Annotated in this window: 18 protein-coding genes; 8 read left to right on the top strand and 10 right to left on the bottom strand. The window is 51.0% G+C overall.

Going from position 1 to position 17971, the window contains the following annotated elements; all coding sequences use genetic code 11:
- Positions 1-82: 82 nt before the first annotated feature.
- Both EGM51_05755 and EGM51_05750 read right to left on the bottom strand, forming a co-directional pair.
- Positions 83-1069 carry a glycosyltransferase gene (locus tag EGM51_05755; GenBank protein ID QBG46923.1) on the bottom strand — a complete coding sequence of 329 codons (987 nt, stop codon included), beginning with the start codon at positions 1067-1069 and terminating at the stop codon, positions 83-85.
- Complete coding sequence (locus tag EGM51_05750) at positions 1066-1422, bottom strand: hypothetical protein (protein ID QBG46922.1); 357 nt, start codon at positions 1420-1422, stop codon at positions 1066-1068. Before EGM51_05750 ends, EGM51_05755 begins: the two co-directional genes overlap by 4 nt.
- Before the next feature lie 394 nt (positions 1423-1816).
- Between EGM51_05750 and EGM51_05745 the strand changes: the two genes are divergently transcribed.
- A complete protein-coding gene (locus tag EGM51_05745) occupies positions 1817-4075 on the top strand; it encodes a recombinase (protein ID QBG46921.1) in 2259 nt (752 codons plus the stop codon).
- A gap of 93 nt (positions 4076-4168) precedes the next feature.
- Here the strand turns inward: EGM51_05745 and EGM51_05740 are convergent, their stop codons facing one another.
- The 3 genes from EGM51_05740 to EGM51_05730 are packed head-to-tail and all read right to left on the bottom strand — an operon-like array spanning position 4169 to position 7780.
- Entirely contained in the window at positions 4169-5593 is a 1425-nt protein-coding gene (locus tag EGM51_05740) for a glycosyltransferase family 1 protein (protein QBG46920.1), read from the bottom strand.
- A 44-nt stretch (positions 5594-5637) separates the two neighbouring features.
- Positions 5638-6612, bottom strand: a complete 975-nt coding sequence (locus tag EGM51_05735; protein ID QBG46919.1) for a glucosyl-3-phosphoglycerate synthase — start codon at positions 6610-6612, stop codon at positions 5638-5640.
- The gene (locus EGM51_05730) at positions 6599-7780 is read right to left on the bottom strand and encodes a M20/M25/M40 family metallo-hydrolase (protein QBG46918.1); all 1182 of its coding nucleotides are present in this window, start codon (positions 7778-7780) and stop codon (positions 6599-6601) included. The genes EGM51_05735 and EGM51_05730 overlap by 14 nt, the downstream gene beginning before the upstream one ends.
- A gap of 159 nt (positions 7781-7939) precedes the next feature.
- Here EGM51_05730 and EGM51_05725 point away from each other — a divergent pair, with 159 nt between their 5' ends.
- The 5 genes from EGM51_05725 to EGM51_05705 all read left to right on the top strand — a co-directional run bounded on the left by EGM51_05725 (position 7940) and on the right by EGM51_05705 (position 13053).
- Positions 7940-9202 carry a glycosyltransferase gene (locus EGM51_05725; protein ID QBG46917.1) on the top strand — a complete coding sequence of 421 codons (1263 nt, stop codon included), beginning with the start codon at positions 7940-7942 and terminating at the stop codon, positions 9200-9202.
- Positions 9199-10932, top strand: coding sequence for an alpha-amylase (locus EGM51_05720; GenBank protein ID QBG46916.1), 1734 nt, complete (start codon positions 9199-9201; stop codon positions 10930-10932). The genes EGM51_05725 and EGM51_05720 overlap by 4 nt, the downstream gene beginning before the upstream one ends.
- Positions 10933-11069: 137 nt before the next feature.
- Positions 11070-11762, top strand: coding sequence for an orotidine-5'-phosphate decarboxylase (locus EGM51_05715; GenBank protein ID QBG46915.1), 693 nt, complete (start codon positions 11070-11072; stop codon positions 11760-11762).
- Positions 11763-11770: 8 nt separating this feature from the next.
- Positions 11771-12568 carry a phosphoribosylformylglycinamidine synthase subunit PurQ gene (locus EGM51_05710; GenBank protein QBG46914.1) on the top strand — a complete coding sequence of 266 codons (798 nt, stop codon included), beginning with the start codon at positions 11771-11773 and terminating at the stop codon, positions 12566-12568.
- A gap of 101 nt (positions 12569-12669) precedes the next feature.
- On the top strand, positions 12670-13053 hold the full coding sequence (locus EGM51_05705; GenBank protein QBG46913.1) for a DUF721 domain-containing protein: 384 nt from the start codon (positions 12670-12672) through the stop codon (positions 13051-13053).
- 2 nt (positions 13054-13055) lie between these two features.
- Here EGM51_05705 and EGM51_05700 read toward each other — a convergent pair whose 3' ends face one another.
- Together EGM51_05700 and EGM51_05695 are read right to left on the bottom strand one after the other, a co-directional pair.
- The gene (locus tag EGM51_05700) at positions 13056-14384 is read right to left on the bottom strand and encodes a PhoH family protein (GenBank protein QBG46912.1); all 1329 of its coding nucleotides are present in this window, start codon (positions 14382-14384) and stop codon (positions 13056-13058) included.
- Positions 14385-14582: 198 nt separating this feature from the next.
- The gene (locus tag EGM51_05695; GenBank protein ID QBG46911.1) at positions 14583-14957 is read right to left on the bottom strand and encodes a DUF393 domain-containing protein; all 375 of its coding nucleotides are present in this window, start codon (positions 14955-14957) and stop codon (positions 14583-14585) included.
- 127 nt (positions 14958-15084) lie between these two features.
- Here EGM51_05695 and EGM51_05690 point away from each other — a divergent pair, with 127 nt between their 5' ends.
- Positions 15085-15831: a hypothetical protein gene (locus EGM51_05690; protein QBG46910.1), complete on the top strand. Its 747-nt coding sequence runs from the start codon at positions 15085-15087 to the stop codon at positions 15829-15831.
- On the opposite strand, the gene EGM51_05685 is transcribed toward EGM51_05690, so the two are convergent.
- Positions 15828-16550: a metallophosphoesterase gene (locus tag EGM51_05685; protein ID QBG46909.1), complete on the bottom strand. Its 723-nt coding sequence runs from the start codon at positions 16548-16550 to the stop codon at positions 15828-15830. The two genes, EGM51_05690 and EGM51_05685, sit on opposite strands and share 4 nt — an antisense overlap.
- The gene (locus EGM51_05680) at positions 16550-16840 is read right to left on the bottom strand and encodes an acylphosphatase (protein ID QBG46908.1); all 291 of its coding nucleotides are present in this window, start codon (positions 16838-16840) and stop codon (positions 16550-16552) included. The genes EGM51_05685 and EGM51_05680 overlap by 1 nt, the downstream gene beginning before the upstream one ends.
- 158 nt (positions 16841-16998) lie before the next feature.
- On the opposite strand from EGM51_05680, the gene EGM51_05675 reads away from it, so the two are divergent.
- On the top strand, positions 16999-17202 hold the full coding sequence (locus EGM51_05675) for a hypothetical protein (protein QBG46907.1): 204 nt from the start codon (positions 16999-17001) through the stop codon (positions 17200-17202).
- Between the two features lie 4 nt (positions 17203-17206).
- On the opposite strand, the gene yaaA is transcribed toward EGM51_05675, so the two are convergent.
- Complete coding sequence (gene yaaA, locus EGM51_05670) at positions 17207-17971, bottom strand: peroxide stress protein YaaA (GenBank protein ID QBG46906.1); 765 nt, start codon at positions 17969-17971, stop codon at positions 17207-17209.

Raw genomic sequence — 17971 nt, 5'->3', positions numbered from 1 at the left:
TAAATATACAAATGAGTAATGTTAATTTTGGCTTTGTATGCACACATATGTATTTATTTTAATTTTGAATACATTATTGTGACTAGCAGGCGATCATACTTTTTCCGGTTACGAATCCGCATTCTGCCAGATAATTATGAATCTGATGCCGGGCACCGCGGTTCCCGACCATGGAAAGAACCATGCAGGAATCAGGAGTCGGAATTTCCTCCGGACGGATGACCGGAGTACCGCAGTTAAGGCGTCGTGATTTAATGTCAATATAATGCGTAATGCGAAGGCCGCATTCTTCCAGAATTGCAGCGCGTTTACGGGTTACCCGGCCGGCACCCCAGATCAGCACCTCCGGATAATGCGGGTTGTTTGTTTCCAGCCATCGGCAGAGATAACCGGCTTTTATACGATAGAAGGCATCAACGGAATACCGATTATCCGTACGTGACAGACGTGACGGAGGATCATTCCATGTAAGGAGTGTCTCTTTGACCTTTCCCATACGGACTCCATCGGCCATCCAGCGGAGCCAGAGCTCGTAATCCTCTGGAAAACAGCCATCGCGATAGGTCCCGCATTCCTGAAGCAGTGCGCGCCGGAACATAACGGAAGGGTGGGCGAACGGAGACTCCACAAACCGGTTGAGCGCAATGTCGTCCGGTTCCGTCAGCAAATTGATCCAGCCCACGTAAGCGGCGTAGCCTGCCTGCTGTTCCCGGTCTCCTCCAAACTGAACACAGCAGCCCACCAGTCCGATTTCCGGATGTTTTTTAAGATACTCCACCTGTTTTTCGATGCGCTTCGGGTGGCATAAATCGTCAGCATCCATCCGGGCAATAAAGGTTCCGCCCGCAGCCTGAAGGCCATCATTCAGGGCCGGAACAATGCCTCGATGCGGTCGTTCGATCAGTAGAATATCCTTCTGCTTCCGCAGCAGTTCGGTGGTGCCGTCCGTCGATCCGTCGTCCACGACGATGATTTCCATCGATTCGTAGGTCTGGGAACGAAGCGTTTCCAAAGTCTGCAATACCGTATCGGCTGCATTCCAGACAGGCATGATCACAGAAACCTTCATGCCAGCAACCAGTCAAGGGCCGCCTTCCGTTCTGTGAAGATCTGAACCGTGAGTCCCTGATTGGCGGCAACCGTTTCAAAAAAGGCCATATCCTGCTCATCGTCCGGAGAAAAGATGACCGCTCGCTTAACAATCATATTTCCGGATTCTTTGAGGAGCTTGGGAATGAAATAGATTTCATGCGTTTCAAGGCCGAGTTCGGCCTGTGTGAGATCGTAGAGCACCTGCCGGCAGTCATAGCGGTCCATGACGGTATTCATTTCCACTAATCCCCGTTCCACGGCCTCCATATCAAGAAGTCCAATGATGGATGTCTCAATGAAGCGCTGCTCTTCATTGTATGTGACGCGCATTTTCATTTTCGCGGTATAGTGAACCTTTGCAGACCGTTGTCAATACGTGGATTCACGTTTGAATACATGACAAACGGATCCGCATATATGTTGTGGTCCAGGGTTTGGGTGGAGTCGCATGCAGCCCCGTCTTTTTCTGTTCTCCCAATACTTACGCAGTCCTAACATTTTTCTTCATCATCCGGTGTAAACCGGCTGACTAAAAAGGGTTAAATCCTGACCGTGGACTGCCTGTTTCCGTTTTTTATTTTTTTTCCTTCAATATCTACGAATACATAGATATTGTGCATTTGTTTTCGGCGACTACCATATATAGTATATTACTGTGTGCCCTCAAATACTTCCGGAAACGTTCAGTATTCACGGTAATCGCTCATTTCAGAAAGGGTCAAAAATGGCAATAAAAGTTAAAAAACGCGACTTTGCGACGGTCGATTACGATCATAAAAAGATCTTCGCCGCGATCGAAAAAGCGGTTCGGGGAACCCTCAAAGAGGTTGAAGAGGTACCACAACATCTTGTGACCATCATCAAGGATATCACCACAAAAATTGATAATATCATTACCGGATATAAGAGCCGCGGGACCGAGGAAGTCGATGTCGAACACATTCAGGATCTGGTGGAGCAGCAGCTGATGGGAGCCGGTCTGTACGATGTGGCCAAAGCTTACATCCTTTATCGTGAAGAGCATAAGCAGGCCCGTAATCAGCGCCTGCGGCCTGATGCATCGGCCATCCAGGACTACATGCTTGCCAGCCGTTATGCCCGTTTTCTTCCGGAGCTCGGCCGCCGAGAAACCTTTACGGAAGCGGTAAACCGCGTCCGCGAGATGCATTTGCGCCAGTTTCCGGCCGCTGAAGAGGATATCAACTGGGCCTTTGACCGGGTGCTTGAAAAACGCTGTCTACCGTCCATGCGCTCGATGCAGTTCGGCGGAAAGGCCATTGAATCCAATCATGCCCGCATGTACAACTGCACCTTCGGTATCTGTGATCGTGTGGAATTTTTTGCAGAAGGTCTTTTTCTGCTGCTCTGCGGCACCGGGGTCGGCTTCAGTGTTGAGTTTGAACATGTCGAAAAACTTCCGGCGCTGGCTCCTGCGATTGATGAAGGTTCCGTGGTGCACTTCACGATTCCGGACACCATCGAAGGATGGGCGGATGCCATGCAGGCACTCATGGACAGCTATATTGAAGGTTATCTGGTGGAGTTCAACTATTCCCAGATTCGTCCGCGCGGTGCCAAACTGACCACTTCCGGCGGTCGCGCACCGGGCCATGTGCCGCTGCGTCGTGCACTGGAACGCGCCCGCAATGTGCTCGACGGTGCTCTTGGCCGCAAACTGAAACCGATCGAAGCCTACGACATTATGATGCATGCGGCCGATGCGGTAATTGCCGGCGGTGTGCGCCGCTCCGCCACCATCTGTCTGTTTTCTCCGGATGACGGTGAAATGATGAACGCCAAGCGCGGAAACTGGTTTGAAACCAACCCGCAGCGCGGCCGTTCCAACAACTCTGTAAAACTGATTCGCGGCGAAACTTCGAAAGCGCAGTTCCTGCGTATTTTCCAGAAACAGAAAGAGTGGGGTGAACCCGGCTTCTATTTTGCCAATGACCAGTCTCATGGCTGCAACCCCTGCTGTGAAATCGGACTGAATCCGCATCTGGAGGTGAAAGATGAGGACGGCAATGTGACCGTGGAATCGGGCTGGCAGTTCTGCAACCTGACGGAAATCAACGGAGCTAAACTTCTTTCCGAAGAGGATTTCCGTATTGCAGTGCGCGCCGCAACCATTATCGGTTCGCTGCAGGCGGCCTATACCAGTTTCCCTTATCTCGGCGAAACCACCGAAAAGCTGTGTCGCCGTGAAGCACTGCTCGGTGTGTCGATTACCGGCATGATGGACTCTCCGGCAATTACGCTGGATCCGGAAATGCAGCGGAAAATGGCCAAATATGCCATTGAGGTGAACCGCGAGATCACGCTGAAAATAGGGACCGAACCGGCTGCACGTCTGACCTGTGTAAAACCTGCAGGTTCAACATCACTGCTGCTGGGTACGGCCTCGGGGATCCATCCGCGTCATGCACGCCGATACTTCCGCCGGGTACAGGCCAACAAAACCGATCCGGTCTACAAATATTTCAATGAGACCAACCCGCACATGTGTGAAGAGTCGGTGTGGAGTGCCAATAAAACCGACGATGTCATCACTTTCTGTGTTGAAGCCCCGGAAGAAGCGATTCTGCGCTCAGAAATGTCCGCGCTGGATCTGCTTAAATATGTACACTCCACACAGCAGAACTGGGTGGTGCCCGGAACCGCCCGTCCGGAGCTGAACCCCGGCCTGTATCACAATGTGTCCAACACCCTGACCGTTCGCGATGACGAATGGGATGATGTGGCGGACTACATCTGGGAAAACCGCGCCGACTTTACCGGCATCAGCATGCTGGCCGCCACCGGTGACAAGATCTATCAGCAGGCGCCGCATGAAGAGGTGGTTACTGCGCAGGACGAAACACTGTGGAATGAACTGATCTCCAAGTTCCGCACGGTCGACTATACGCAGATGAAGGAAGAGTCTGATGAAACCAACCTGCAGGGTGAAATTGCCTGTGCAGGCGGGGCATGCGAACTGATTTGATCCCGAAAAAATACCTCCTGAACGAAGCGTACTTCCGGAAACGGAAGTGCGCTTTTTTGATCTGCAGATCTGCCGCTATAGCGAAAACGTTATCTACGTTCTGAGCAGATTGAACCGATCCGCTTTCAGGAACTGATTCAGCAGGCAGGGTGCGTCGGCAGAAGAAACGGCACTGATATCCGCCTGTGCGAGATCGCTGTAAATGCCCATTAACCGATTCGCATAGGCTTTCTGGCTGTAATTGGATTCGATTACAGCGCGATTGTGATCAATGACCGGGGGAGAGGGGGTCAGGGGGAGAGGGGGGAGAAGGGATTGATCTTCCGGATGCTCCACCAGATGACGGATCACGCTACGCTGCAGCGTTTCATCGAGAATGCCGAAATCGACGGTCCCGTCTTTCACCAGTGTCGATTGAGCTTCGTCAAGCAGATCCGGTTTCCAGGACCGGGAATAGGCGGCGTACATTTCGCGCATTTTCTTTTCCAGCGTCTGGAAAAACCGTTCTTCGCCGGCCCACTCCAGCGGAACCGGCAGGGTTTCATAGAGCCCTGAAAGATTAAGACCTTCGGCTTCAAAGTCGGTGGTGATTTCCGGAAGCTTTCTGCCGATCAGATGTTTACCTTCCAGCCAGGGCTCAAGAAATGCGAGGCCGAATCCCTCCTGAATACTGGTCGTCATCAAAGCTTCCGCCTGCTGCACAAGTTCCGCAAAATCATGTTTCCGACCGGCATCGAATTCAACCGGAAGATTCAGCTCTTCGGCAAACTGGACCCATTCATCGTAGTAAACCTGCCATTTGGGATTCTGCGGCGCGAGGGTGCTCTGGAAAAGATACCCTTCGGGAGCCAGCAGGCTCCAAAGCAGAAATTCACCGAGGTTTTTCCGACGAATGGCCCGGGCGGGATAGACGATGGTGCGGGCTGAAGAAGAACTTTCGATGCTGGATTTTCCGTGGGCTGTTACTGAATTGGGCAACTCTCGGACCTTGGAAAGTCCGATGTTTTCGAGGAAGGATTTATCCCGGAAATTGATGGGAGCATACACAATATGATCCGCATCGGGATACAGTATCCGGTTCAGGTTTTCACCAAGGGCCCGGGTGAGCAGGGCATAGTTTGCCGCACGGCCGTCTTCCGCAAAATCATGGGGTTGCAGGAGCAGCCGGCAGCCGGAATTGGCCAGCGCCCGGACCAGTTGCGGCATAAAGCTGTTTTTACCCAGCGAGTGATTGTGAATGTGCCAGATGTCGGGGGCGCGCCCGAAATGATTCCGGGCCAGTTGCTGGAGTTCCTTAACCGATGTTTCAAGGTCCGGAAAATCGGCGGCGTCAGAATATTCCAGAGGCTTAAAGGTTTCGGATATGGGGAAAAGCTGAGCATCTTCTGCCGGCGTTTCGCCGCTGATACAGAAAAAATCCATCTGATCACGGAGTGATTCAACGGTGCGCTCGATCACCCGCGTCACGCCGCCGGGACGCAGGTGATAATGAATGACAGCTACAGCTAACCTGTTCATATTAAACCATGGAATACAGGAATAAACCGGATTATTCAGCGAGGCTATTTAATGCCGAATTTTTCACGGTATTCGGGCAGCTCGATCATCGGCGGACGCTCTTCTTCAACGATGGTGTGGGTAACCTGTTCGAATTCTTCGTCGTGGGCCTGGAACTGCTTAAGCTCGGTACTGAGTTCGGGCAGCGTTCCGATGACCCCCAGCGCTTCGGCGCGGTAGAGAAAAGCTCTCAGAATGCCGAAGGCCATTTTACCGAGATCGCGGGTTTCCTGGTTGCGGTGCACACGCTGATCGAGATCGACCTGGGCGATGGCTTCCATACCCCATTTTTCATAGACGTCGATCAGGTGTGAGGTTTCCACGCCGTAACCGATGGGAAACGGAATGGCTTCAAGCACTTCGCGGCGCACGGCATATTCGCCGGAGAGCGGCTGTACGAGTCCGGTCAGTTCGGGGAAGAAGAGCGAAAAGAGCGGACGGGTCAGAATTTCTGTGACGCGTCCTCCTCCGGACGGACGGATGCCTTGAGAGAAGGCCAGTGGCCGGTCGTAGAATGCTTTGACATAGTGCACTTCCGGTCGGTAAATCAGCGGTGCGACCAGTCCGTAGACAAAACGCGGGTGGATGTTTTTGATATCAGCATCGACATAGACAATGACATCTCCGTTGAGCTGATAGACCGCTTTCCAGAGGTTTTCGCCTTTTCCTTTTTTCTCACCGTACTGTGGCAGAATGTCGGAGGAAAGATGAACCTCGGCACCGAAATTTGCGGAAATTTCGCGGGTGGCATCAGTCGAGCCGGAGTCAATCACTGCAATCTCATCAAGCAGGGGATAGCGATCCATCAGTTCGGATTTGAACATGACAATCTCTTTACCGATGGTCTTTTCTTCGTTGAGGGTCGGCAGACAGAGCGAGATTTTCAGATTCTGTTTTTCTTTTTCCTCCACCAGTTTTTTGAGGTCCCAGAACTGGGAGTGATGCATGGTGTTGTTTTTAATCCAATCATTCAGGTTCATTGCAGAAGCCTCCATCGATAGCGAGCAGCACGGCAAGCAGCTGTGCCAGACCGGTGTATATGGGTTTAATACGAATGGTTTCGTTGAGATCGTGCAGGTTGCTGGCTTCCGTAATGCCGAGGGTGACGGCAGGAAGGCCCCGGGCAATGAGCTCGGAGACCTCCGACATGCTTGGCCGGATGGTCGGCTGTACACCGAGTTTCTCCATCACCATCCGGCAGCTTTTTACGAGCGGATGACTTACATCGATTCCGCCCGGCTCACGGGAGGAAACAATATCGAATTTGAATTCAGCATTATAGGGGGATGATGCATGGGCAATGATATCTTCAATACGCTCCCGAATGGTCTGAACCATTTCCGCATCTTCGCTTCGAACTTCAAACCGAAGGCTCGAGTGTGTGGCCATAACATTATAACTCTTACCGCCGCGGATGGCTCCCAAAACAATAGAGGTTCGCGGGCGTTTGGGAATCGGAATTTCCAGAATACGGTTGATGACTTCATTCAACGCGATAATGGCACTGTTCTGTCCGACACGCTGCCAGTCAAGTTCTTCCGGAATACTGCAGGTGATGTGTCCGCGGAACATGCCTTCGGCGGTGTAGCTGAGGCGGCCGAGTTTTTCTCCTTCAATGCAGATACCTGCCTCAAACGGAATTTTATTATTATCCATAAAAAAGCGAAGCCCGTCGAGGTTGCCGCTGCCGAGGCCTTTGGTGCTCGACAGCAGCACCAGATTGGCGTTGAGCTGAATGCCGAGCATTTCGAGAATGTTCGGGAGCGTGGCGAGTACCGCCATACCGAGACTGTTATCAGCAATGCCGGGACCGACAATTTCTTCGGCCAGGACACTGATGGCATGATCGACTTTTTCGGAATATACCGAATCCGCGTGGGCAACAAGCAGTATATTACGGGATGGATCTTTTCCGGGAATGATACCGACACCGTTGCCGGCTTCGTCTGTTGAGATGTTATCCAGCTCACTTTCAAGCATGCGCTGGAGGAGAAGTTTTACCCGGGCTTCTTCCTCAAACGTCGGCGAAGGAATTTCGCTGAGCATGATCAGATTGGCTATTAGGGTTTCCTGAATGCCTCTAAGTTTGTCAGGAAGAGCGGGGAGCAGTTCGAGTATTTCGTCAATGCTTCCAAATTTGATTTCCATATAGATCCTTGTTTAATGATATTCATTGAGTCTAATGAAAGTAGTTCGGTGTTGGCAACCCGCCATACACTTTTTTGTGTCAGAAATTAATAAAACGACAAAAATGCTTTTCATGTTCATTGGCGTGTCTATGCTTTCGATAACAATTCAGAGGCGGAAATGAGCGAAAATATCGGATTTGTTTCAACGCGTTTTGCCGGCACCGACGGGGTCTCCCTGGAAAGTGCAAAATGGGCAAAGGTTTTATGGGATCATGAGTTCAGGAGCTTCTGGTATGCGGGACGGCTGGACCGGGCGCCTGAAGTGAGTTATTGCGTTCCGGAGGCGCATTTTGAACATCCGGAGAATGTCTGGATCAATGAGCGGATCTGGGGAAAGACGTTCCGCGATCCGATTGTCAGCCGCCGGATTCGTGATATGGCGGAATACCTGAAAACCACGCTGTATGAATTTGTGAATCGGTATGATCTGCGCATTTTAATTTTTCAGAATGCGCTCACCATTCCCATGCATGTTCCGCTTGGTGTCGCCATTACTGAATTTCTGGCCGAAACCCGGATTCCTTCCATTGCGCACCATCATGATTTTTACTGGGAGCGTGTGCGGTTTTCTGTCAACGGGGTTCCGGATTTTCTGGATATGGCGTTTCCGCCACGGGACGATGAACTGCAGCATGTCGTGATTAATCAGGCCGCCCGCGAAGAACTGTCGTGGCGCAAGGGGCTCTCATCGGAGCTGATACCGAATGTATTCGATTTTGAAACGCCGCCGCCTCAACCCGATGAATATACCAAAGGGCTGCGGGCTGATCTCGGTTTTGCAGAAGATGATATCCTGATTCTTCAGCCGACCCGGATTGTGCCGCGGAAAGGCATTGAGCATTCGATCAAACTGCTGGAAACGCTGGGCGATCCGAAAATGAAGCTGGTCATTTCCCATGCCGGCGGGGATGAGGGATATGAATATCAGCATATGCTCGAAGAGCTGGCACATGATTCGGGAGTGGACCTGCGGATTATTGATGACCGTATCGGTGAATTCCGTCAGAAAAATTCGAAAGGTCAGAAAATCTATACCCTGTGGGATCTGTATCCTTTTGTTGATTTTGTAACCTATCCGAGTCTGTATGAAGGTTTCGGAAACGCCTTTCTTGAAGCCGTCTATTTCAAACTGCCGATCCTGATCAACCGGTATTCTATTTTTGCGCGTGATATTGAACCGAAAGGATTTCGTGTGCCTCTGATGGACGGCTATCTGACGAAAGAGGTGGTGGATGATGTCCGCCGTCTGCTGGCGGATGAGGGGTATCGAAAGACCACGGTTGAGCATAACTATGCAGTGGCCAACCGTTTCTTCAGTTATTCTGTTCTGCGCAGAAGTCTGCGTACGCTCATTACCAACATCAAAGGTTTAGAACCATGATCAAAAATCTCGATATCCAGGCGCTGGAGCGGATGCGCACGCGGTTTAACCGGCTTTACGGTCCGCAGAAAGTGGAGCAGCTGCTCGAGCGTATGGTGCAGCTGATCGGGCGGTACGGCATCGGTCTTGAAGGCTTCAGCGAGGCGGATCTCTGGGACGAAACCTCTGCCGTTCTTATTACCTATGGCGATATGATTCAGAACGGTGATGAGCCCCCGCTGAAGGTACTTAAACGTTTTGCAGACCGGTATCTGAGCGGATCCATCAATACGGTGCATATTCTGCCGTTTTATCCCTACACTTCGGACGACGGATTTTCGGTGGTCGACTATCGCGCCGTGGACCGGAAGCTCGGAAAGTGGGCGGATGTTGAAGACCTGGGCCGGGAATTCCGGCTGATGTTTGATCTGGTGCTCAATCACTGTTCGCGGAGCTGTAAATGGTTTATTGATTATGTAAACAACATTGCTCCGTATCGGAACTATTTTATCGAGGAGGATCCGAATGTCGATCTAAGTGCGGTAACGCGGCCGCGCGCGCTTCCGCTGCTGACCCCGGTACACACGCAGCACGGTGATACCCATGTCTGGACAACGTTCAGCGACGATCAGATGGATCTCAATTTTGCCAATCCGGATGTGCTTTTTGAATTTCTGGATATTCTTCTTTTTTATGTCGCCAATGGAGCAACGATTATTCGTCTGGATGCCATTGCCTATCTGTGGAAGCAGGTGGGCACCAGTTGTATTCACCTTAAACAGACGCATGAAGTGGTGAAGCTCATGCGCGATCTGCTGGATATGGTAGCGCCGAATGTGGTGCTGCTGACCGAAACGAATGTGCCGCATGAAGAGAATATCTCCTATTTCGGTGACGGCGATGAAGCCCACATGGTTTATCAGTTCAGTCTGCCGCCACTGCTGCTGCATGGTCTGCTGAACGGAGATTCGAGCTATCTGACCAACTGGGCGGCATCGCTCAATGATCTTCCGCCAAAGTGTACTTATTTTAACTTTACGGCATCGCACGATGGCATCGGGGTCCGGCCTCTGCAGGGTATTGTTCCGGATGAGGAACTGCAGAAACTGGCGGCCCGTGTGAAGTCGCAGGGCGGGCATGTTTCCATGAAGGCCAACCCCGATGGTACGGAAAGTCCATACGAACTGAATATTACCTATTTTGATGCCATGGGTGATGATCCTGAGCAGGTAACCGATCATCATCTGGCGCGTTTCCTCTGCTCACAGACGGTGGCCATGTCGCTGCGCGGTGTGCCGGCCGTGTATTTCCACAGCCTGACCGCCACACGGAATAACTATGCCGGGGTTGAGGAAACCGGACGGGCGCGTACCATCAACCGCCTGAAATGGGATGAGAGTGAACTGGAAAAACAGATCACCGATAAGGCGTCTCCTGCCGCTAAGGTTCTCAAAGAATATACCCGACGCCTGAACTGCCGGGCACAACATAAAGTATTCCATCCGGATGCAGGCCAGCAGATTATCAACCTGGGTTCCGAGTGGTTTGTGATCGAGCGTGAGTGGAAAGAAGAGCGTGTGGTGTGCATCAGTAACTTTACCGCCGATTATCAGGAGCTGACCGTCGATGACCGCCTCTACCGGCTGAACCGTGCAGATTCCTGTTCGGATCTGCTGACCGGCCGCCGGTATATGGGTGATGGAAAAGTCATTCCGTTTGAGCCCTATCAGACGGTCTGGCTGAAAATTTAAGTGCCCGGATTGGGTTGGCAACAGTAGCCGCATCCTCCTGAAATTCCGATTCCGAAAAAAACGCACGCTTAAAAGTTCCAGCGTCCGGAACTTTTCTGCTAGCTTTCCAGACTTTGGAACGCAGAAAGGATTTTCGGATGAATAAAGCAGATTTGATCGTGGCGCTCGATGTGCCGAATACCGAGGCAATGGAGGCCAAACTTCAGGAATTACCCGATTTTATTGAGTGGTATAAAGTAGGGCTCGAACTCTTCTGTGCCGAAGGACCTTCCGTACTGGAACCGTTGAAAAAACGCGGCAAGAAAATCTTTCTCGATTTGAAACTGCACGATATTCCGCAGACCGTAGCCAACGCCGTAAAAACCGCAGCGAGCCACGGTGTGAACCTCATGACTGTTCATGCAATCGGTGGACGCGCCATGCTCGAGTATGCGGCCAAAGCGGCAGCGGAATGCGCAAACCCGCCGAAAATTGTGGCGGTCACCACGCTGACCAGCCTGAGTGCAGATGATTTTACAGATTTAGGGATTAATCGTACGGTTTCCGAACAGGCCGTGAAACTGGGAGAACTGGCTGTTTCGTCGGGGATCGACGGGATGGTTACCAGTGCGCACGAAGCCAAAGTACTGCGCGATGCGTTTCCGGAAGCGATTCTGGTTACACCGGGCATCCGCATGCCGAACGGAGATATCGGCGATCAGAAGCGTGTGGCTTCACCGTCGTTTGCCGTGGAGCAGGGGGCGACGCATCTGGTAATCGGCCGCCCGATCATGCATGCCGAAGATCCGGTTGCCGCAGCAACGGCGATGCTTGAAGACATGAACAAATAGAGGAAAGAATGAGTAAGCCAAAGGTTTTGATTATTACAGGATACGGGGTGAACTGCGAAGCGGAGAGCGCCCATGCATGGAAACTGGCCGGAGCGGAACCTAAGCTGGTTCACCTGAACGATCTGCTGGATCATCCGGATCAGCTGGAAGATTTTCAGGCGATGATGTTTATCGGTGGATTTTCCTATGGCGACCATATGACCAGCGGACACGTTTTTGCTCTGCGCGTAAAACACCATATGCAGGCGCAGATTCAGCAGTTTATTGATGACGGCAAGCTGATCATGGGCATTTGCAACGGTTTTCAGGTGATGACCAAAATGGGGCTGCTGCCCGGACTCGACGGAACGTATTTTGAACCGACAGTTGCTCTGATGCAGAATGACTGCGGCTCCTTCCAGAATTTCTGGTGCAACATACGTTTTGAAGATACCGCGTGTGTATTCACAAAAGGTCTGGGCACCATGCCGCTTCCGATCCGGCACGGCGAAGGCAAGGTTTTCACGCTGGATAATGAACTGCTTGAAAAGCTGGAAGCTCAAGGTTGCGTGGCGGCACGTTATGTGGATACCGAAAACAATCCGACACAGGATTTTCCGGCAAATCCAAATGGTTCGCTGCATGCGATTGCCGGACTGACGGATCCGACCGGACGTATTTTCGGTATGATGCCGCACCCGGAAGCCTATCTGTTCCCGGAAAATCATCCGAACTGGGACAAGCAGAAACTGGACGGTAAACTTCCGGAGCAGGGGCTCGGCCTGGAACTGTTCCGGAATGCGGTAAACTTTATCAACGGAAACTGACCGTCCATCCTCTTTTAGAAGTGCAGGTTGTGGCGGAGAAAGCTGTTTTTCTGTCGTCAATAACCTTGTATTGAGGGACGTCTATCTGGCTCAATCGCCGCATGGAGCAACCACGTCACAGCAGAAAAAATAACAGCCGGTGGGAGCTTGATCGCGTTCGGTATCATCTGAACAAACCGATGGCACCCCGGCGCGACATGAAAAGTGTGGCGGAGATTCTGAAGGATGTGGTCTCGGATTTTGATCAGCCGGTACAGGAAAGTGTGGTTGTGTTGCGGAATGCCTGGGAAAAACTGGCGGGGCCGCAGATAGCCAGTCACAGTGAACCGGGATTTATAAAAGATCATGCGTTGACGGTGTTTGTCGATCATCCGGGATGGGTTCCGGAACTGGAGCGGATGAAGCGTCCGCTCCTGTTTAAACTCCAGTCGAACTTCACCGGCATGCAGATCCGTCACCTTCGCTTTGAGTTAAAGCACGGCTGATTTCAGAGTAGCGACCCGGCCAGGTCGGCCAGTTCCGAGCGCTCGCCTTTGGTCAGGTTGACGTGTGCGTAGAGCCGCTGTCCGGTCATCTTTTCAATCAGATAACTCAGGCCGTTTGAATGGCTGTCGAGATAAGGATGGTCGATCTGAAACACATCGCCGGTAAACACAATTTTTGTGCCTTCCCCTGCACGGGTGATAATGGTTTTGATTTCGTGCGGCGTTAAATTCTGGGCTTCATCAATGATGAAGAAGGTGTTCACCAGACTTCGGCCGCGAATATAGGAAAGCGGCTCGATAATCAGTTTTTTATCATCCACAAGTTTGGTGACCTGGCTTTTCTTGGAGTCGCCCTGAGCATGTTCAATAACTGCGAGATTATCAAAAAGCGGTTTCATGTAGGGATCAAGCTTGGAATGAATATCGCCCGGAAGAAAGCCGATATCCTTATTGCTGAGCGCAACAATAGGTCGGGCCATCAGAATCTGGCGGTAACTTTTTTTCCGTTTCAATGCCCCGGCGAGTGCAATCAGCGTTTTTCCTGTGCCGGCTTTTCCGGTGAGTGTAACAAGCCGGACGTTATCGTTCAGGATGGCATCGAGGGCATAGGTCTGTTCGGAATTTCGCGGTGTAATTCCAAAGGCCGGCACTTTATCCACATGTTTGATGAGGTTCATTTCATCGTCATAAACCGCCAGAGCGGACTTTCGTTCACCGCGCAGGATAAGATATTCATTGGGAATGAGAGGGTGATCCACCTTCAACCGGTCTGAAGCGAATTCATACGGCGGGGTATACATCAGGTTGATCAGTTCCGGATCCACGTTTTCTTCCATGCGTGTTCCGGTATAGAGCCGCTGAATGTCGGAGACATGGTCGTTTTTATAGTCGGCTGCCAGCAGCCCGACGGCTTTGGCCTTCATCCGCAGGTTGACGTCTTTGGTTACCAGCGTAACGATCCTGTCCGGATATTCTTTGGCCACCGAATAGCCGCTGTTCAGAATCCGGTGATCCGGTTTTTTCCGGTCGGCAAAATTGGCTGCAATATTTTCATGAAATTCACTGTCGAGTTTAATGCTTATTTTACCACGACCGGTGCCAATGGATACACCACCGTTAAACAGCTTGTCTTCGGCCAGTGAGTCGAGTGTACGGGCAAATTCGCGGGCGTGAAAATTGAGCGAATCATTTCCTTTCTTAAAGTGATCGAGTTCTTCCAGTACGGTGATAGGTATGACGATATCATGTTCGCCGAACTGATGAATGCAGCTGCTGTCGTGAAGGATTACATTGGTATCAAGAACGAAGATTTTCTTCTGGGGGGTGGTCATATTGCCTGGGGCCTTTCGGGGTCGGGTTAGGGTATGGATGAGTCAAGGGTATCGATTGGTCTCCTTTCCAGCCCTTGAAGGTCTGTTGTATCGTATATCCGCCTTTCATAAATAAATTTTGTCCAAGCCTGGAAAACAAGTCAATGAACAAATTATGGGTGTTGTGTTGGGGCTGCGCAACATGTTGTATTAAAGTGATTAGCGAGAGGGACGAAAAAGTCGGTGACTGATTTTCAGCCGGTTTCTGGCGATATGTGTATACAGGAGGTCGAAGAATGGACGAAGCAGCGGCCAGCCGGTCGGAGCCGCAATCCACCCGATACCGATGGCGCGATAAGCGGCTCGGATGACCTCCATACCGTGCAATACCTGGCGTTCATTTGTGATGGCATGAATTTCAGCGGCGAGCATATCAAGGGGGATTCCGTCCAGAGGAAGGCAAAAATCCGGATCGCGAATATCGGCAAATTCAAGTGCGCCTCTGCGATCTCTTCTCATCAGAAAATCACGTTTGGCACAGCAGAGCGGGCAGTTGCCGTCATAAAGAATAAGCATAGAACTCACCGAATCCATGACGGGATCATGGAGGGTTGTTCTTCGGAAGGAAAGCAAAACCGTTTTTGATCAAATCTTGACGTGTTCTTTTTAAGGGTGTAACTTAATGAGCTCAAGTTATTTGCATCGGGGTTAAGGAGAAAATATGAGTGTTATGGCCATTGTTATTGCCTGCGGGAAAGAGGAGGAAATCGCTTCGGGGACTGAGGCGGCATTTCTGCCGCTGGGTAGCGGTCCGATTTTATCGCACTCCCTGAAGACACTGGAGAATGCCGACTGTATTGACAGTATTGTGGTGGTGGTAAGGAAGGAGCGGGTGGACCCAACGATTCATGCAATTAAACGCTTCGGATGTACGAAAGTACGCGGTGTGGTTGTCGGCGGGGTTAACCGGATGAGTTCACTGCGGACTGTTTTCAGTAAAATTAAGACGGATCCGGGGGTCGTTGTGATTCACGAAGCTTCACGTCCGTTTCTCACCCGAAGCGTTCTGTCTGAAACGGTGAAACGTGCTAAGCGTTATGGTTGCGCTATTGCGGCACATAAGATTAAGGATGCGACTAAATTTGCACCGAAAGGAAATCGTGTGGTTGAAACACTGGATCGGAATACGATCTGGAGTGCTCAAACGCCGCAGGCATTCAAAACAGCTGTAATTAAAGAGATCATCAGTACAAAAAACAAAGGAACTAAGCTGATTGATGATGAGTCATCATTGGTATCGTCTTCTTCAGAAATACATCTGGTTGAAGCCGGTTTTGAAAATATGAAAATCCGTAGCCGCAGTGATCTCGAAATTGCAGCCGCTCTGCTGCATGCAAAACTGGTGGGGGAAGGCGGTGCGGCCGGTGAGATCGCCCGGAAACAGCAGGCTTCCGCAGGTGCAGTTTAACGCCCGCTGGCCAGACGCAGAGCATTTCTGAAGGGCAGCCCGGCTGCCCTTATTTTTTTCTGAGTTGCTGTAAGATCATATTCAACCCGGCGCATCGTAATCGTCTGCGTCTCCAGGTCGTAGATTACATAGGCCGCTTTAGGATTCCGGTCGCGCGGTTGTCCGACACTGCCCACATTGATCAGATACTGAAAACCCGGTTTAATCTGCAGTGTCTCATAAAACCCTTTTTCAATGCTTTCCCCTTTCACAAAGGCGAGCGGGACGTGGGTATGTCCGAAAAAGCAGACATTATTAAACTGGTTCCGGAAATTGGCATCGGCGGCGCGGCGTTTGAAAATATAGTTCCAGCGGTGCGGATTACTCAGGGAGCTGTGCACAATCGTGAAGTTTTCGATGTCGATAATCAGCGGAAGATGCCGCAGATATTTCCGTTCGAAGGGCGATAGATGTTTCCGGGTCCAGCGGATACTTTTCTGAGCCATGGGCGTGAACAGTTCCATGTTCTCGTTGCAGGCGGCATAATAGTCATGATTGCCCTGTACCACACTGCATTTCAGGTTGCGGATGATCTGCAGGCAGTTTTTCGGGTCAGCATTATAGCCCACCACATCCCCGGTGCAGGCATAATGGGTGACGCCCTGTTTTCCGGCATCCTCCAGCACAGCGGTCAGTGCTTCGAGGTTGGCATGAATATCTCCTAAAATTGCGTACTTCATTAAAATTCGATTCCAAACTGTTTAAATCGGTCTGAGGCTTCATTCCAGCCAACCCGGACCTGTACGATTCCGCGGCCCAGCCGCGAGGTTCTGATCCTGTTCAGGAAATCGACCAGCTCCTGATGCGCGCCTTCCGCCACAAGTTCTACATCGCCGTCCCATAGATTTTTCACAAACCCGGTGACAGCGAACGACGACGCCAGTTCGCAGACGGTGTAACGAAATCCGACACCTTGAACCCGCCCGGAAAAAAACGCATGCAACTGCTTTCTGCCATGGTCCGAACTCATGTCATTGTTTATACCGCATCTCATCAGCGGCGGAAAAGTTCCAAACCTTGAAAAAACAGGCGGTATTCATTCGAGTGAACACGATCATTTAACCTGCTGTTTATCTTATCCCAATATTAAAAGTTACCATTGATCCTGTAAAAAATATGGAGCGCATAATGGCTAAAGTAAGATACTACCTTGAGACTCAGCCGCAGTCCTGGAGCGGTGTGAGACAGATGCACGCGGCAGGCTGTGTACTGATGCCTGAAAAGAAACAGCTGAAAGCACTCGGTGCTTTTTCAACGGCATTGAAAGCAATGTCGGAAGCTCGGAAAATCTACCGCCGAGCAAACAGCTGTTCGTGCTGCTGTAAGGCATAACCTTTTATGCTCGTTTTTCCGGGCGAGTAAAGACCGGCGTGGCCGGTGTGGATAATTCGGGGTTGAATGCATATCCCGATTCATTGAACTTCAGCAGTTCTTCAGGTGATGTTACGCGGTTTTCGATAATAAAACGGGCCATCGCGCCACGCGCCTTTTTGGCGAAAAAGCTGATGATTTTAAAGGTTCCGTTTTTTCCGTCCTTGAACACCGGCGATATAATATCCTTTTTCAGCGTCTTTTTATCGATGGCTTTAAAGTATTCATTCGAGGCCAGGTTGATTATCGCATCGCCCGGTGTCTGATTCAGTTCTTCGGTAATCAGTGTGCTCCAGAATTGATACAGATTTTTTGCCCCGCGTGTTTCCAGCGGACGGCTCATTTCCAGGCGATAGGGCTGGATCAGGTCGAGCGGTTTCAGTAATCCGTAAAGCCCGGAGAGTATCCGTAGATGCTCCTGTGCAAAATTCAGATCGGCTTTTTTCAGTGAACCGGCATCGAGTCCGTCATAGACATCGCCGGTAAACGCGAAAACCGCCTGTTTAGCATTTTCAAGAGTGAACGGCAGGTTCCAGTCGTTGAAACGCTGCCGGTTCAGCTCCGCGAGTTTTTCACTGATCTCCATGAATTCCATCAGCTCGGCCGTACTGAACTTCCGGGCTCTGGAAATCAGCTGCTGCGATTTTTCGAGAAAAAGCGGTTCGGTGAAATCCTTCAGATTCACCGGCTCCATATCCATACTTTTCGAGGGGGATAATAAACAGATCAT

The organism is Verrucomicrobia bacterium S94, from assembly GCA_004299845.1.
Lineage (GTDB): Bacteria > Verrucomicrobiota > Kiritimatiellia > Kiritimatiellales > Pontiellaceae > Pontiella.
Note: the sequence above shows the minus strand (reverse complement) of the source record. Positions and strands in the feature narration are given on the sequence as shown.

Excerpts from the sequence above, each read along its gene's own strand:
- EGM51_05755 (QBG46923.1), bottom strand. The coding sequence starts at position 1,069 with ATGAAGGTTTCTGTGATCATGCCTGTCTGGAATGCAGCCGATACGGTA.
- EGM51_05750 (QBG46922.1), bottom strand. The coding sequence starts at position 1,422 with ATGCGCGTCACATACAATGAAGAGCAGCGCTTCATTGAGACATCCATC.
- EGM51_05745 (QBG46921.1), top strand. The coding sequence starts at position 1,817 with ATGGCAATAAAAGTTAAAAAACGCGACTTTGCGACGGTCGATTACGAT.
- EGM51_05740 (QBG46920.1), bottom strand. The coding sequence starts at position 5,593 with ATGAACAGGTTAGCTGTAGCTGTCATTCATTATCACCTGCGTCCCGGC.
- EGM51_05735 (QBG46919.1), bottom strand. The coding sequence starts at position 6,612 with ATGAACCTGAATGATTGGATTAAAAACAACACCATGCATCACTCCCAG.
- EGM51_05730 (QBG46918.1), bottom strand. The coding sequence starts at position 7,780 with ATGGAAATCAAATTTGGAAGCATTGACGAAATACTCGAACTGCTCCCC.
- EGM51_05725 (QBG46917.1), top strand. The coding sequence starts at position 7,940 with ATGAGCGAAAATATCGGATTTGTTTCAACGCGTTTTGCCGGCACCGAC.
- EGM51_05720 (QBG46916.1), top strand. The coding sequence starts at position 9,199 with ATGATCAAAAATCTCGATATCCAGGCGCTGGAGCGGATGCGCACGCGG.
- EGM51_05715 (QBG46915.1), top strand. The coding sequence starts at position 11,070 with ATGAATAAAGCAGATTTGATCGTGGCGCTCGATGTGCCGAATACCGAG.
- EGM51_05710 (QBG46914.1), top strand. The coding sequence starts at position 11,771 with ATGAGTAAGCCAAAGGTTTTGATTATTACAGGATACGGGGTGAACTGC.
- EGM51_05705 (QBG46913.1), top strand. The coding sequence starts at position 12,670 with ATGGAGCAACCACGTCACAGCAGAAAAAATAACAGCCGGTGGGAGCTT.
- EGM51_05700 (QBG46912.1), bottom strand. The coding sequence starts at position 14,384 with ATGACCACCCCCCAGAAGAAAATCTTCGTTCTTGATACCAATGTAATC.
- EGM51_05695 (QBG46911.1), bottom strand. The coding sequence starts at position 14,957 with ATGGATTCGGTGAGTTCTATGCTTATTCTTTATGACGGCAACTGCCCG.
- EGM51_05690 (QBG46910.1), top strand. The coding sequence starts at position 15,085 with ATGAGTGTTATGGCCATTGTTATTGCCTGCGGGAAAGAGGAGGAAATC.
- EGM51_05685 (QBG46909.1), bottom strand. The coding sequence starts at position 16,550 with ATGAAGTACGCAATTTTAGGAGATATTCATGCCAACCTCGAAGCACTG.
- EGM51_05680 (QBG46908.1), bottom strand. The coding sequence starts at position 16,840 with ATGAGTTCGGACCATGGCAGAAAGCAGTTGCATGCGTTTTTTTCCGGG.
- EGM51_05675 (QBG46907.1), top strand. The coding sequence starts at position 16,999 with ATGGCTAAAGTAAGATACTACCTTGAGACTCAGCCGCAGTCCTGGAGC.
- yaaA (QBG46906.1), bottom strand. The coding sequence starts at position 17,971 with ATGATCTGTTTATTATCCCCCTCGAAAAGTATGGATATGGAGCCGGTG.